Origin of the sequence: Borrelia persica No12 (assembly GCF_000500045.1) — a bacterium.
GTDB classification, from domain to species: domain Bacteria; phylum Spirochaetota; class Spirochaetia; order Borreliales; family Borreliaceae; genus Borrelia; species Borrelia persica.
Genome location: NZ_AYOT01000094.1, coordinates 1 through 1204 on the forward strand (window position 1 = coordinate 1; position 1204 = coordinate 1204).

The window sequence follows — 1204 nt, forward strand, 5'->3', positions numbered from 1 at the left end:
AATTCCAAATAATTGTTAAATGCCTTCATAAACTTAAGTCCAAGTTGACTCTTTGCTATACTAAATTGACTCTTAAGTTCACGAGCCTTTGCATTTACTTCAAGTGCTCGGTCCAAAATACTCTTAAATGTATCTTCACAAATGGTAACTTTAGTATTACTACCACATTCTTTTGGATTATCTTTAATACTTTCCCATTTGCTTCTCATTTTACATACATTCGCTCGTGAAACACCAAGTTCCTTCGCTATTTCAGCATCACTTAATCGACCTTCACTGAAATACATGGCATAATCTTCATATGCTCTTTTTACTTTACTCATAACACTTTAACCTTCTTAGTTAACAATAAGTTAACAAAAATTAATTTTGTTTAACATAAACTTTATAACAAAACATCAAACTTTACAAAATACATATGAAAACACAAGGATATATATATCTATACAAGAAAAATAATGAATTTGAACTACCCTTAAAACAAGGAGAGTATTATGATTAAATATATAAACTATTTATTATTTTATAGCCTATTATCACTTTGTTCCTGTAAAGAAATAACAAAACCTACAAAACCTTCAGAAGATTTCAGTAAAAAAAATAAAGAAACAACAATAATACCACAAAAAACACCTGAAGAAATATTAAGAGAAACATTAAATAATGAAGAACAAGCAAACTTAAACTTTTTAAAACAAGCTCTAAATAATGAAGAAAAGTTTAACAAGTTTTTACTATGTGATCAATCTAAAATTAAAGAAGCTTTGGATCACATAAAGACTCAACTTGAAAGTTGTAAAGATAATGATGAAGGAAAAAAAACTTTTAAGGACCTAGTAACCGCCTATTTTGATACAATGGATGACAATAAACTAGCTAACTTTAAACAACATGTATTAAGTGTTTGTCAATAAAAGTTAAAACAACATATTTAAAAAAAACTTGTTATATTGTTGCAAAATATTAAAAATATAATTCATATGAACTCATTTATTAAATTAGAAATTTAATAAAGTAAAAACAATTTAATAACAAACTAACAATTTTCATAAAACCAGCAATCATATTATCCAAACTTATGAACCAGCAATACACCCTAATAGAAATTGATATATATTTTTTTAAATCGTAAATATAAGGAGATTTGAATGAAAAAAATCAATATTATTTTGATATTATTACTGATGATTAATAGTTGCGATCA

General features: G+C 25.2%; 2 protein-coding genes. One reads left to right on the forward strand and one right to left on the reverse strand.

Features of this window, described 5'->3' with window-relative positions:
• On the reverse strand, positions 1–323 hold a 323-nt coding region (locus U881_RS0101875; protein WP_024653069.1), incomplete at its 3' end, for a DUF603 domain-containing protein.
• A 171-nt stretch (positions 324–494) separates the two neighbouring features.
• Between U881_RS0101875 and U881_RS0101880 the strand changes: the two genes are divergently transcribed.
• Positions 495–914: an Mlp family lipoprotein gene (locus tag U881_RS0101880; RefSeq protein ID WP_051374024.1), complete on the forward strand. Its 420-nt coding sequence runs from the start codon at positions 495–497 to the stop codon at positions 912–914.
• Positions 915–1204: the final 290 nt, after the last annotated feature.